Below are 12953 nucleotides of genomic sequence, written 5' to 3'. Positions count from 1 at the left end.
GATCGGGCGCCAGAAAAGGTTTAAGACCCCGCCTCACCCAGATACATAGGTGAGGCGGGGCCTTAGGCCTTACTTAGAGGGCCTTAGATGCCTTAGGCGCCTTAGGAAGGAAGGGCTGACGACCTAGGCTGCGCCCAGACGCTCCAGGATCAGGTCCTTCACGCGGGCGGCGTCGGCCTGGCCGCGGGTGGCCTTCATGACCGCGCCGACCAGCGCGCCCACGGCCTGGACCTTGCCGTCGCGGATCTTGGCGGCGATCCCCTCGTTCTCGGCGATGGCCTGGTCGACGGCGGCACCCAGCGCGGAGTCGTCCGAGACCACGGCCAGGCCGCGCTTCTCGACGATCGCGTCCGGCTCGCCCTCGCCGGCCAGCACGGCCTCGATGACCTGGCGGGCCAGCTTGTCGTTCAGCTTGCCCTCGGCGACCAGCGCGGCGACCCGGGCGACCTGCGCCGGGGTGATCGGCTGCTCGCTCAGCTCGGTGCCGGTCTCGTTGGCGCGGCGCGCCAGCTCGCCCATCCACCACTTGCGGGCCTGGTCGGCCGGGGCACCGGCCGCGATGGTCTCCTGGATCGGGCCCACCGCACCGGCGTTGAGCACCGACTGCATGTCCTTGTCGGACAGGTCCCACTCGGCCTGGAGCCGGGCGCGGCGCACCCGCGGCAGCTCGGGCAGGGCGGCGCGCAGCTCCTCGACCCACGCGCGGGCGGGGGCCACCGGCACCAGGTCCGGCTCGGGGAAGTAGCGGTAGTCCTCGGCGTTGTCCTTGATCCGGCCCGAGGTGGTGGAGCCGTCCTCCTCGTGGAAGTGGCGGGTCTCCTGGACGATGGTGCCGCCGTCGGTCAGCACGGTGGCGTGGCGCCGGATCTCGAACCGGGCGGCCCGCTCCACGCTGCGCAGCGAGTTGACGTTCTTGGTCTCCGAGCGGGTGCCGAAGGTCTCGGTGCCGTTCGGGCGCAGCGACAGGTTGACGTCGCAGCGCATCTGGCCCTTGTCCATCCGGGCCTCGGAGACGTCGAGCGAGCGGATCACCTCGCGCAGCTCGGCGACGTACGCCTTGGCGACCTCGGGGGCGCGCTCGCCGGCGCCCTCGATCGGCTTGGTGACGATCTCGATCAGCGGGATGCCGGCCCGGTTGTAGTCGAGCAGCGAGTGGGTGGCGCCGTGGATGCGGCCGGTGGCCCCGCCGACGTGGCTGGACTTGCCGGTGTCCTCCTCCATGTGGGCGCGCTCGATCTCCACCCGGAAGGTCGAGCCGTCCTCCAGCTGCACGTCGAGGTAGCCGTTGAAGGCGATCGGCTCGTCGTACTGCGAGGTCTGGAAGTTCTTGGGCATGTCCGGGTAGAAGTAGTTCTTCCGCGCGAACCGGCACCACTCGGCGATCTCGCAGTTCAGCGCCAGGCCGATCTTGACCGCCGACTCCACGCCGACCGCGTTGACCACCGGCAGCGAGCCCGGCAGGCCCAGGCAGGTCGGGCAGGTCTGGCTGTTCGGCTCGGCACCCAGCTCGGTCGAGCAACCGCAGAACATCTTGGTCTTGGTACCCAGCTCGACGTGGACCTCAAGGCCCATCACCGGGTCGTACGACGCGAGAGCGTCCTCGTAGGAGACCAGGTTCATGACGCTCACAGCGTCCCTTCTCACTTGAAGCTTGGGAGGTACGGGCCCGGCCGCCGCGTCGCGCGGGGCCGGGCCTGGGCGCTTGACTCAGCTCAGCCCAGCAGCACGTCGTCGGAGCCCAGCTGACGCAGCTCGCGCACCAGCAGGGCGGTGCCGGTGACCAGCGCGGCCGCGCCGACCAGGGCGTTGACCAGCTTGAGGGTGTCGCTCTCCTCGCGGGCCTTGCGGACGTCCTTGACGACGGAGATCGCGCCGAACGCGCTGGTGCCGATGGACAGCCACAGGCCGGGCTTGGAGTGCTTGAAGCCCTTCAGCGAGCCGGAGCCCTTGGCCTTCTCGATCTTGCTCACAGTGCCGGTGCCTCCTCCAGCAGGGTGTGCCCCCACTTGTCGTTGAGTGCGGCCTCGACGGCGCCGCCCACGCGGTACAGGCGGTCGTCCGCCATCGCGGGTGCGATGATCTGGAGGCCGACCGGGAGATTGTCCTCCGGGGCCAGGCCGACCGGCAGCGACATGGCCGCGTTGCCCGCCAGGTTCGACGGAATCGTGCACAGGTCGGCCAGGTACATCGCCATCGGGTCGTCGGCGCGCTCGCCGATCGGGAAGGCGGTGGTCGGCGTGGTCGGCGAGACCAGGACGTCCACGCCCGCGAAGGCCGCGTCGAAGTCGCGCGAGATGAGCGTGCGGACCTTCTGGGCCGAGCCGTAGTAGGCGTCGTAGTAGCCCGAGGACAGCGCGTAGGTGCCCAGGATGATGCGGCGCTTGACCTCGGGGCCGAAGCCGGCCTCGCGGGTCAGGGCGGTGACCTCCTCGGCCGAGCGGCTGCCGTCGTCGCCGACCCGCAGGCCGTAGCGCATCGCGTCGAAGCGGGCCAGGTTGGAGGAGCACTCGCTGGGCGCGATCAGGTAGTACGCCGGCAGCGCCAGGGTGAACGACGGGCAGGAGACCTCGACGACCTCGGCGCCCAGCTCGCGCAGCAGCTCCACCGACTCGTCGAAGCGCTGCATGACGCCGGCCTGGTAGCCCTCGCCGGCGAACTCCTTGACGACGCCGATCCGCATGCCGCGGATGTCGCGCATCCTCGCGGCCTCGACGACGGCCGGGACGGGCGCGTCGATCGAGGTGGAGTCCAGCGGGTCGTGGCCGGCGATGGCCTCGTGCAGCAGGGCCGCGTCCAGCACGGTGCGGGCGCACGGGCCGCCCTGGTCCAGGCTGCTGGAGAAGGCGACCAGGCCGTAGCGGGACACCGAGCCGTAGGTCGGCTTGACGCCGACGGTGCCGGTGACGGCGCCGGGCTGGCGGATCGAGCCGCCGGTGTCGGTGCCGATCGCCAGCGGGGCCTCGAAGGCGGCCAGCGCGGTGGCCGAACCGCCGCCGGAGCCGCCGGGGATGCGGGAGAGGTCCCACGGGTTGCCGGTCGCGCCGTACGCGGAGTTCTCGGTGGAGGAGCCCATCGCGAACTCGTCCATGTTGGTCTTGCCGAGGATGACCACGTCAGCGTCCTTGAGACGGCTGGTCAGCGTGGCGTCGTACGGCGGGATCCAGCCCTCGAGCATCTTCGAACCACAGGTGGTCGGGATGCCCTTGGTGGTGAAGACGTCCTTGAGCGCGAGCGGGACGCCGGCCAGCGGGCCCAGCTCCTCGCCCTTGGCGCGCTTGTCGTCCACGGCCTTGGCCGCGGCCAGCGCGCCCTCGGTGTCGACGTGCAGGAAGGCGTTGACCTTCTTGTCGACGGCTCCGATGCGGTCCAGGTGGGCCTGCGCGACCTCGACGGCGGACACCTCGCCCTTGGCGATGGCGCTCGCGGTCTCGGCGGCGGTGTAGCGGATCAGCTCGGTCATATCGGTCAGTCCTCCCCGAGGATCTGCGGCACACGGAAACGCTGCTCCTCGGAGGCGGGGGCGCCGGACAGCGCCTGCTCCGGGGTGAGCGACGGCCGCACCTCGTCCGCGCGCATGACGTTGGTCAGCGGCAGCGGGTGGGAGGTCGGCGGGACGTCCTGTCCGGCGACCTCGGAAACGCGGGCGACCGCGCCGATGATCACGTCGAGCTGCTCGGCGAAGTGGTCCAGCTCTTCGGGCTTCAGCTCAAGACGCGACAGCCGGGCGAGGTGGGCGACCTCCTCGCGCGTGATGCCAGGCATGCAGCGATCCTCAGGGTGAGTTCTGGTGAGACCCGGCGGTGCCTTGCGGGCGGAGCCGGGCCCGGGCAGGAGCAGCCGGGTTCGGCGCTCCGTCCTCGTGGTCTTTGGACCCCATCCTATGGGGCCCGTCCCCTACCCCGGCCAACGAGTGATCCGCGGCGGCCGTCGCCGGCGCCCGTCACGCGGGTCGCCGACACCTGTCGCGGCCGTCGCCGGCTCCCGTCGCGGCCCGGCGGCGGCGTCCGACGGGCTGCTGCGTCCGACGGGCGGCGGCGTCCGACGGGCTACTGCGTCCGGCGGGCTACTGCGTCCGGCGGGCTACTGCGGCCGGGTGCGGGCCCAGCCCTGCGGCTTGATCTCCCGGTGCGCGGCCTGCACCACCTGGGCCACCGGCGGCAGCGTGGGCGGGATGACCGGCGGCCGGACCGGCGGGAGCGTCGTCGGCGGCAGCGCCGGCGGCCTGGCCGCCGGGCCGATCGGCTTGGCGCCCTGGGCCGGCTGGAAGCCGGCGTGCAGCTGGGGCGGCAGGCCGAGCCGCTCCACCGGCGGGGCGCCGGTGCGGTGCACCCGCAGCCAGGCGGTGGCCTGCTCGGCCGGCAGCGCGGCCGACACCAGCCAGCCCTGGACGGCGTCCACGCCCATGCAGTGCAGCCGCTCCCAGGTCTCGTCGTCCTCGACGCCCTCGGCGACCACGGTCAGGCCCAGCGAGTGGGCGAGCTCCACCGAGCAGCGGACCACCGCCGCGTCGTGGTCGTCGGCGACCATCCGGGAGACGAAGGAGCGGTCGATCTTCAGCTCGCCGACCGGCAGGCTGCGCAGCCGCACCAGCGAGGAGTGCCCGGTGCCGAAGTCGTCCAGGGACATCCCGACGCCGTAGCCGCGCAGTTCGGCCAGGGTGTCGGCGGCCCGCCGGGAGTCGTCCAGCAGCAGCCGCTCGGTGATCTCCAGCTGGAGCGCGTGGGCCGGCACCTGGTGGCGGACGAGGTGGCCGGCCACCCGCTGGGCGAAGCCGGGGTTGAGCACGTCGCGCGGCGAGACGTTGACCGCGACCTGCACCTGGAGGCCCTGCTCGCGCCAGTAGGCGAGCTGGCCGACGGCCGCCTCCAGCACGTAGTCGGTGAGCCGCGGCATCAGGCCGCTGGACTCGGCGAGCCCGACGAACTCGTCCGGCGAGACCTTCCCCTGGCCGGGCCGCTCCCAGCGCAGCAGCGCCTCCAGGCCGACCACCCGGCCGTCGAAGGCCACCTTCGGCTGGTAGTGCAGCTGCACCTCGCCGGTCTCCAGCGCCCGGCGCAGGTCCCCCAACAGCCCGATCCGGTACGGCGTGTCGGCGTCCTGGGTCTCGTCGTACTGGGCGACGCCGCAGCAGCCGCGCTGGGCGTGGCCCATCGCGACGTCGGCCCGGCGCAGCAGCGACTCGGCGTCCTGGGCGTGCTGCGGGTAGACGCAGACGCCGCCGCTGGCCTCCAGGACGAGCAGCAGCCCGTCCAGCCGGATCGGGGCGGCCAGTTCGGCGATCAGCGCCTTGGCGACCCGCTCCAGGCTGTCCGGGCAGTTGATGCCGGGCAGCAGGACGGCGAACTCGTCGCCGCCCATCCGGGCCACCATCGGGCGGCCGCGGCGGTAGTGCCGGGGCAGGCCGGCGAAGACGTCGTCGATGGACTCCCGGGTGGCGCTGCCGGCCGGGCCGCCGGAGCGCAGGGCCCGGTGCAGCCGGCGGGCGATGTGAACCAGCAGCCGGTCGCCGGCCGTATGACCGAGTGTGTCGTTGAGCGATCGGAAGCGATCGAGGTCGAGCAGGATGAGACCGACGCTGTACCCCTGCTCACACTCCGCAATCGCCTCCTGGGCGGCCAGCAGCAGGGCCTGACGGTTCGGCAGATCCGTCAGCGGGTCGGTCAGTTGGTCGCGGGCGCGGTCCCGGGCGATCCGCCAGGCCGCCACCAGCACCGCCAGGGGCACGGCGAACAGCGGCAGCAACTCGGGTTCGTACCGGTAGACCAGGACGGCCAGCGGGATGAGCGGCGCGGCTCCGGCCAGCAGCACGCCGAGCAGCAGGACCGCACCCGCCACCCCCTGCGGCGGGCGTGTGGGCGCACCGCCGGTCGTACGATCCATAAGCCCTGTCCTCCGTCGGGCCCGCCCCGTCAGGCCGCCTTACGGTGAGGCACCGTGCCGGTACCGACAGCTGCCGGGCATGGAGCGACCCCGTGGAACTCCGGTCCAGCCGGCGCCCCCACCCCTGCTGACACTCTGTTGCGCTCCAGGGTATGCCGGGGTCCACCCGGTGGGCAGACTTTCGGACAACCGGAAACGCGCCACCGCGCCCGGGTGCCGCACAGTGACACAATGCCCGCTTTCACGGTGCGGCACCCGGTGACGTTGCATCAGGACGATAACAACACCGATCCGGTCATCAGCCGATCGGGGCGGCTCCGGATCAGTCCTCGACAGTCTCCCCCGCCGCCTCTCCGGCCTCCTCGGGCTCCGGAAGCCCCAGGTGGGCGCGGGCGGCGGACGGCCCGTCGGCGAGCAGGACGGTGAACCCGGCGTCGTCCAGGACCGGCAGGCCGAGCTGAACAGCCTTGTCGTACTTAGACCCTGGGTTGTCACCGGCGACCACAAAATCGGTCTTTTTCGAAACCGAACCGGTCACCTTCGCTCCGCGCGAGGTCAGCGCCTCCTTGGCACCGTCCCGGGTGTGGCCGGCCAGCGTGCCCGTCACCACCACGGTCAGCCCCTCCAGCGGGCGCTCCGACTCCTCCTCGTCCGCGAACTCCTCGGTGAAGCGGACGCCGTCCGCCTCCCAGTTCCGGAGGACCTCCTTGTGCCACTCCTCCGCGTACCACTCCTGGATCGAGCGGGCGATCGTCGGACCGACCCCCTCGACGGCCGCCAGCTGCTCCTCGCTCGCCTCGAAGATCTTCGTCAGGTCGCGGAACTCCCGGGCCAGCGCCTGCGCGGCGACCGGACCGACGTGCCGGATCGACAGGCCGTTGACGAACCGCCACAGCGGCCGCTGCTTCGCCGCCTCCAGGTTGTCGACCAGGGCCTGCAGCGACTTCTTCGGCTCGCCCTTGGTGGTGGCGAAGAAGAAGACCTCCTTCTCCTTGCCCGTCTTGTCGTCCAGCTTCGGCATGCCCGTCTTCGGGTCCCGGACCAGCACCTTGATCGGCAGCAGCTTCTCCCGCGTCAGCCGGAAGATGTCGGCCTCGTTGCGCACCGGCGCCTCGGCCGGCTCCAGCGGCTGGGTCAGCGCGGTGGCCGCGACGTAGCCCAGCCCCTCCACGTCCAGGCACTGCCGCCCCCCGAGGAAGGCGATCCGCTCCCGGATCTGGGCCGGGCAGCGCTCCGCGTTCGGGCAGCGCAGATCGATGTCCCCCTCGGCCATCGGCCGCAGCTCACCGCCGCACTCCGGGCAGTGCGAGGGCATCACGAAGGCCTGCTCGGTGCCGTCCCGCAGGTCGTACACCGGGCCGAGGATCTCCGGGATGACGTCGCCCGCCTTGCGCAGCACCACGGTGTCCCCGAGCAGCACGTCCTTGGCCTTGACGATCTCCTGGTTGTGCAGCGTCGCGTACTGCACCATCGAGCCGGCCACCTTCACCGGCTCGGCCAGCACCGCGTACGGGGTGGCCCGGCCGGTGCGGCCGATGCCGACCTTGATCTCCGCCAGCCGGCCGGTGACCTCCTCCGGCGGGTACTTCCAGGCGATCGCCCAGCGCGGCGACTTGGAGGTGGCGCCGAGCCGGCCCTGCAGGGCGATCTCGTCCACCTTCACCACGACGCCGTCGATCTCGTGCTCGACCGAGTGCCGCTGCTCGCCGAAGTGCTTGATGAACGCCCGCACCTCGGCGAGCGTCCCCACCACCCTGTTGTGCCGGGCCGTGGGCAGGCCCCAGTCGTGCAGCAGCCGGTAGGCGTGCGACTGGTTGTCGATGTCGAAGCCGACCCGGGCGCCGATGCCGTGCACCACCATGTGCAGCGGGCGGGAGGCGGTGACGTGCGGGTCCTTCTGGCGCAGCGAACCGGCGGCGGCGTTGCGGGGGTTCATGAACAGCCGGATCATCGCCCGGGGCCGCTTGCCCTCCCTGGCGCGCTCCTCGTTCTCCTGCCGGCGCCGCTCGTTCTCCTCCGCGAAGGAGGCGTTGAGCGCGTCGAACTCCTCCGTCGGGAAGTAGACCTCGCCGCGGATCTCCACCAGCTCCGGGACGTTCTCGCCCTTGAGCCGGTGCGGGATCTCCTTGATGGTGCGGACGTTCGCGGTGATGTCCTCGCCGACCCGGCCGTCGCCGCGCGTCGCCGCCTGCGTCAACTGCCCGTTCTCGTAGGTGAGGTTGACGGCCAGGCCGTCCACCTTCAGCTCGCACAGGTAGTGGTAGTCGATGCCGTGCAGCTCGGTGGCGACCCGCTCCGCCCAGGCCGCCAGCTCCTCGTCGTCCATCGCGTTGTCCAGGCTGAGCAGCCGCTCACGGTGCTCGACCTCGGCGAACAGCACGGTGGGGGCGCCGCCGACCCGCTGCGTCGGCGAGTCCGGGGTGACCAGGGCCGGGTGCTCGGCCTCGATCCCCTCCAGCTCCCGCATCAGCACGTCGAACTCGGCGTCGCTGACGACCGGCGCGTCCTGCTCGTAGTACCGGGCCCGGTGGTCGGTGATCTCCGCCGCCAGCTCGGCGTGCCGCCTGCGCACCTCCGCCGGGACGTCCTCCCAGCCCTCGACAGCCGTCACCGCAAGCCCTCCTACGTTCTCATTCCGGGTTGTCCACCAGGCTCTGTGCCGCCCGCGCCGCGGACGACAGCGCCCTGCGCGCGTACGCCGGGGAGGCCCCGGCCAGCCCGCAGGTCGGCGTCACCAGCACGCGACGGCCCAGCAGCTCCGGGGCGAACCCGAGCCTGCGCCACAAGGTCCTGACACCCTGGACACTACCGGCCGGGTCGGACACTGCCTGGTCAGTGGCGGGGACGACACCAGCGAGGATCATCGTGCCGCCCTCCACCGCCTCGCCGAGATCGTCGTCCTGGCGCTCGGTGAGGAGGGAGAAGTCCAGCGAGATCCCGGCGACCCCGGCCCGGCGCAGCAGCGGGACCGGGACGTCCGGCGCGCAGGAGTGCACGACGACCGGCGCGTCCAGGCCCCCGACCACCTCGCGCAGCACCTCCTCGGCGACCTGCCGGTCGACCGAGCGCAGCCGCTGGAAACCGCTCGCGGTCTTCACCGACCCCGACAGCACGGCCGGCAGCGAGGGCTCGTCGAGCTGGAGGACCACCTCCGCGCCGGGCACCCGCCTGCGGACGTCCGCGAGGTGGCGGCGCAGGCCCTCGGTCAGCGAGCCGGCGATGTCCCGGCAGGCACCGGGGTCGGAGAGCGCCTTCTCCCCGTGCTTGAGCTCGATGCTCGCCGCCAGCGTCCACGGGCCGACGGCCTGGACCTTGACCGCCCCCTGGTAGCCCTGGGTGAACTCCTCCAGCGCGTCCAGGTCCTCGCCGAGCCAGGAATGGGCGCGCCGGGTGTCCCGGCCCGGACGGTCGGTGAACCGCCAGCCGCTCGGCTCGGTCTGCGCGAACAGCTCGACCAGCAGGCCGGCGCCGCGGCCGATCATGTCCGCGCCCGGCCCGCGCGCGGGCAGCTCGGGCAGGAACGGCAGGTGCTCCAGTGCCCCGGTGGAGATCTTGGCGGCCTCCCGGGCGTCGGTACCGGGCAGTGAACCGACACCGGTGGCGGCGCCACGCAGGTCGGGGAAGGGATGTGGGGTGCTCACCCGCCCGAGCCTACTCAGCCGGACGGCCCCGGCGCCGAGCACGGGGCTCGGCACCGGGGCCGTCGGGGTGCTGGTGCGGTAGCGGGTCAGTACAGCTGGTAGCCGAGCTGGTCCACCACGAGGTGCAACGGGGCGCCGCTGGCGTTGTAGAACGAGACCTTGCCGTCCTTCACGGGTACCACGACCTGGTTAGCGATGGTCTCGCCACGCAGGAAGTTCAGGTTCGACGCGTTCGGTGCCTCGTCACCGTGCGGATACACGGTGAGGTGCCCCTCGTCGCCCGGCTCGGTGACCGTCACGTTCAGGGTCACCGCCGCGAGGTCCCCGAGATTGAGGGTCAGGGTGCCCCAGGCCGGGACAGCGGTCGTGCCGAAGGCGGGGTCACGGGTATCCATTCGCCGCCACGGGCCGTCGGCCCGATAGGTGACCTTGCCCTCGGTGGCGTAGTAGCCGGCGAGGTCGGCTATCACATGCACGGTGCCGCCGGAGGCGTTGTAGAACGAGACCTTGCCGTCCTTCACCGGCACCGTCACCAGGTTCGGAATCGTCCGCCCCGCCGTCCAGTTCAGATTGGACGCGTTCGGCGCCTCGTCACCGTGCGGGTACACGGTCAGGTGCCCGTCCTGCATGGGGTCGGTCACCGTGACGTTCATCGTCACGGCCGTCACGCCCTCCGTCGGGACGCCCCCGACGCCGGCGACCTGGAGGTCCACGGTTCCCCAGGCCGGAACCGCCTTCGCGGTCGGCACGCCGATCGGCGCCCGAGTGTCCAGCAGCCGCGTCGGACCCTGCGGGTGGAACAACGAACCCTTCGGACTGTAGTAGCCGTCCAGGTCGGCGATCAGGTGCACGGTGCCGCCGGAGGCGTTGTAGAACGACACCTTGCCGTCCTTCACCGCCACCGTCACCAGGTTCGGAATCGTCCGCCCCGCCGTCCAGTTCAGGTTCGACGCGTTCGGCGCCTCGTCACCGTGCGGGTACACGGTCAGGTGCCCGTCCTGCATGGGGTCGGTCACCGTGACGTTCATCGTGACCGCGTCCACTCCGGATGCCGGTACACCTGCGACGCCGGCGACCTGGAGGTCCACGGTTCCCCAGGCCGGAACCGCCTTCGCGGCGGGCACGCCGATCGGCGCCCGGGTGTCCAGCAGCCGGGTCGGACCGGCCGGGGTGAACGCGCTGCCGATGTTGAGGTACTCGTCCGCGCCCCGGTCACGGATGCCGCTGCCCGTACCGGTGTTGACGACCCTCAGGTCGTCGACCGGGGCCCAGCCCCCGCGGTCGGTCGGCAGCATGCCTGGGGCGTTCTCGTCCGCCGAGTCGATCCGGTGGTCGACCGGGGCGTTCGGGCCCTTCGGCACGTTGGTCAGATCGACGAAGTCGTGCGCCCCCTGTCCGGTGGCCGCCGTGAACGCCTCCTGCGAGGTGTACGGGCTGCCGGCCCAGCTGTAGGCCGCACCGCCGCTGCGCGGGTCGATCAGGTTGTAGTCGACCTTGGTGCCCGCGGTGGCGTTGGCCCCGACGGTGATCCCGGTGGCGGCGGCCGGGGTGGCGCAGGCCGCGTTCTGGTTCTTCGCGGTGTTCACCACGTTGTTCTCGACCACCGCACCGGCCGAGGCACCGTCCAGCACGATCCCCGTAAAGCAGGGCGAGTAGACGGAGTTGCTCACCACGACGGTGTTCGGCGCGTCCTTGACCAGGATCCCGGTCATGTCGGCTGCGGAGCCGGACTGGACCATGTTGGTGGTCACCACCGTGCCGGTGGAGCCGCCGTCCACGACGATCACCGGGCCCTGGCTGTAGCTGAAGTCGCCACGTCCGTAGAGCACCTGGTCGGAGCCGTTGGTGATGTGAACGCCACCGCCACCGGTGACGTAGGTGTTGTCGAAGGAAACGTCACGGGCGCCATCTACCAACACGCCGGCCGTCCGGATGGCCGGAGCGATCTTGAGGCTCTCGAAGCGAACGTGCTGGGCGCCCTTGACGGTGAGGCCCTTGGTCGGCTTTCCCAGGGTGCCGAACCAGGCTCCGCCCGGTTCTCCATGGGTGTTCCTCGCCCGGAAGGTGATCGGCGCCTCGGCCGTGCCCGACCGAGTGACGGTCAAGTCCTCGTTGTAGCTTCCGTCGGCGATCTCCACCGTCTGTCCCGCCTGAACGACGGCCGCCGCCGCGCCCACCGAGCAGAACGGCGCCGCCTGGGTACCCGCGCCGCTGTCGGTGCAGTGCGCGCCCGCGGCGTTGTTGACGTAGAGCGTGCCGCCCGCCGCGGCCGCGGCGACGGCCGGCAGACCGACCGCCCCGAGCAGCGTCACACCGGCGGCGAGAGCCGTACGGAATCTGGAAATGGGAACCCCCTGGGCTTTTCGAAGCACTTGTGACGCATTTCGGCCTCCCGGCGTCGGGAAAAGATCGCATGGAGAGCGTGCGGATCATTCCACAGCGCCGAAGCCCGCGCCAAGGAGGTTTCCGCGAACCTCCGGACCGGACGGCGACGGCCCCCGGGACCGGGCACGGGGCCTGGTTCAGGGGGCCGTTCGTACGGAGCGGGGTCAGTACGCCTGGTAGCCGAACCTGTCGACCACGAGGTGCAGTGGGGCGCCGCTGGCGTTGTGGAAGGAGACCTTGCCCTTGCTGACCGGGACGACCACCTGGTTGGCGACGGTCTCCCCGGGCAGGAAGTTGAGGTTGGAGGCGTTGGGCACCGTGTCGCCCTGGGGGTAGACGGTGAGGTGGCCCTCGGCACCGGGCTCGACGGCCGTGACGTTCAGGGTCATTCCGGCGAGGTAGGGGTAGTTCACGAGGTCGAGGGTGAGGGTGCCCCAGGCGGGGACGGGTGCGCTGCCGCCCGGCTGGACGCGGGTGTCCAGGAGCCGCTCGGGGCCATCGGGGTGGTAGCTGATCCTGCCCTCGACGGTGTGGTAGCCGGCGAGGTCGGCGATCAGGTGCACGGTGCCGCCGGAGGCGTTGTAGAACGACACCCTGCCGTCCTTCACCGGGACGGTCACCAGGTTCGGGGTGGTCCGGCCGGCCGTCCAGTTGAGGTTGGAGGCGTTCGGGCGCTGGTCGCCGTGCGGGTGGACGGTGAGGTGGCCGTCGGCCTGCGGCTCGGTGACCGTGACGTTCATCGTCACGGCGGTGACGCCTTCGGCCGGGACGCCCGCGAGGCCCGCGACCGGGAGGTCGACGGTGCCCCAGGCGGGCACGGCCGCCGCCGAGGGCACGCCGATCGGCGCCCGGGTGTCCAGCAGCCGGGTCGGGCCCTGCGGGTGGAACAGCGAGCCCTTGGGGCTGTAGTAGCCGGCGAGGTCGGCGATCAGGTGCACGGTGCCGCCGGAGGAGTTGTAGAACGACACCGTGCCGTCCTTCACCGGCACCGTCACCAGGTTGGCGACGGTGCGCCCGGCCGTCCAGTTCAGGGCGGAGGTGTCCCAC

The 12953-nt window shown here is 71.8% G+C and carries 8 protein-coding genes and 1 pseudogene; all 9 read right to left on the bottom strand.

Features of this window, described 5'->3' with window-relative positions; all coding sequences use genetic code 11:
- Nucleotides 1-123 precede the first annotated feature (123 nt).
- Entirely contained in the window at nucleotides 124-1629 is a 1506-nt protein-coding gene (gene gatB, locus ACWDCZ_RS24770) for an Asp-tRNA(Asn)/Glu-tRNA(Gln) amidotransferase subunit GatB (protein ID WP_049657772.1), read from the bottom strand.
- 83 nt (nucleotides 1630-1712) lie between these two features.
- A complete protein-coding gene (locus ACWDCZ_RS24765) occupies nucleotides 1713-1970 on the bottom strand; it encodes a hypothetical protein (RefSeq protein ID WP_049657770.1) in 258 nt (85 codons plus the stop codon).
- Nucleotides 1967-3460: an Asp-tRNA(Asn)/Glu-tRNA(Gln) amidotransferase subunit GatA gene (gene gatA, locus ACWDCZ_RS24760; protein ID WP_449816994.1), complete on the bottom strand. Its 1494-nt coding sequence runs from the start codon at nucleotides 3458-3460 to the stop codon at nucleotides 1967-1969. The genes ACWDCZ_RS24765 and gatA overlap by 4 nt, the downstream gene beginning before the upstream one ends.
- A 5-nt stretch (nucleotides 3461-3465) precedes the next feature.
- Nucleotides 3466-3762: an Asp-tRNA(Asn)/Glu-tRNA(Gln) amidotransferase subunit GatC gene (gene gatC / locus ACWDCZ_RS24755; RefSeq protein WP_049657766.1), complete on the bottom strand. Its 297-nt coding sequence runs from the start codon at nucleotides 3760-3762 to the stop codon at nucleotides 3466-3468.
- Between the two features lie 318 nt (nucleotides 3763-4080).
- The gene (locus ACWDCZ_RS24750) at nucleotides 4081-5880 is read right to left on the bottom strand and encodes a putative bifunctional diguanylate cyclase/phosphodiesterase (RefSeq protein ID WP_079271897.1); all 1800 of its coding nucleotides are present in this window, start codon (nucleotides 5878-5880) and stop codon (nucleotides 4081-4083) included.
- Between the two features lie 322 nt (nucleotides 5881-6202).
- The gene (gene ligA, locus ACWDCZ_RS24745; RefSeq protein ID WP_449816993.1) at nucleotides 6203-8491 is read right to left on the bottom strand and encodes an NAD-dependent DNA ligase LigA; all 2289 of its coding nucleotides are present in this window, start codon (nucleotides 8489-8491) and stop codon (nucleotides 6203-6205) included.
- A 19-nt stretch (nucleotides 8492-8510) separates the two neighbouring features.
- Nucleotides 8511-9521, bottom strand: a complete 1011-nt coding sequence (locus tag ACWDCZ_RS24740; RefSeq protein ID WP_449816992.1) for a methionine synthase — start codon at nucleotides 9519-9521, stop codon at nucleotides 8511-8513.
- 86 nt (nucleotides 9522-9607) lie between these two features.
- The gene (locus tag ACWDCZ_RS24735) at nucleotides 9608-11833 is read right to left on the bottom strand and encodes a right-handed parallel beta-helix repeat-containing protein (RefSeq protein ID WP_449816991.1); all 2226 of its coding nucleotides are present in this window, start codon (nucleotides 11831-11833) and stop codon (nucleotides 9608-9610) included.
- Between the two features lie 237 nt (nucleotides 11834-12070).
- Nucleotides 12071-12953, bottom strand: a pseudogene (locus ACWDCZ_RS24730) (PKD domain-containing protein); the annotation flags it as partial.

It is taken from the genome of Kitasatospora sp. NPDC001225 (assembly GCF_053597855.1).
The sequence above is the reverse complement of the archived record's forward strand: the minus strand, read 5'-3'. Positions and strand labels throughout refer to the sequence as shown.